The sequence below is a fragment of the Rhizobium sp. 18055 genome (assembly GCF_902706285.1).
Lineage (GTDB): Bacteria > Pseudomonadota > Alphaproteobacteria > Rhizobiales > Rhizobiaceae > Rhizobium.
The window spans coordinates 1-601 of record NZ_CACSKD010000107.1 but is presented as its reverse complement, the minus strand read 5'-3'; the positions used below and the strand labels follow the sequence as shown (position 1 = coordinate 601).

General features: G+C 66.1%; 1 protein-coding gene. It reads right to left on the bottom strand.

All coding sequences use genetic code 11. From position 1 onward, the window contains the following. Positions 1–262 precede the first annotated feature (262 nt). On the bottom strand, positions 263–601 hold a 339-nt coding region (locus GVL52_RS31650), incomplete at its 5' end, for a hypothetical protein (RefSeq protein ID WP_160012679.1).

Genomic DNA, 601 nt, shown 5'->3' with positions numbered 1-601 from the left:
GAACGGCAACGCCCCCGTGGGGCGTTCCAACGCCATCATGGCGGGCATCGCCAAGCAGTTCTCCAACGCCGAGCTGAAGGCTCTGGCGGGCTATCTGGGTTCACTGGACGGTGAATTGCAGGTGGTGCCGCAATCCCGGTTCCGTTGAGTTTTCCGGGCCGCCGGGGATATTGCAGGGTATTTACGCATTCCCCTGGGTGAGAGAATCTGATCGATTAATTCGGGCGGGCGGGCGGCCGCGCATGCACCGCCCGCCGCCGCTTCACGGGAGGGCGTTGGACGCCTTCGAAACCGGGCAGCCGAAGAGATCGCCGACCCACTTCACCACCTTCTCGAGCTCGTAGCCCAGCGCCACCATGGCCTGCTGCACCTGGGCGGCCAGCGCGCCGAGGCTCTGGAGCGCGGAGGCCAGCACCTGTCCCAACTGCTGGAACTGCTCCTGCAGGATCTTGCCGATCAGCTCCAGCCCGTTGACGAAGTTGCGCCATTGCGCCTTGGCCCAGCGCAGGAAGTCCTGCAGGCCCGACAGCACCGCCTGCATGAGCGCGGAGGCTTCGCGCTGTACCGCGATGAGCAGTTGGCCGGCCACGTCCTTGAGCCG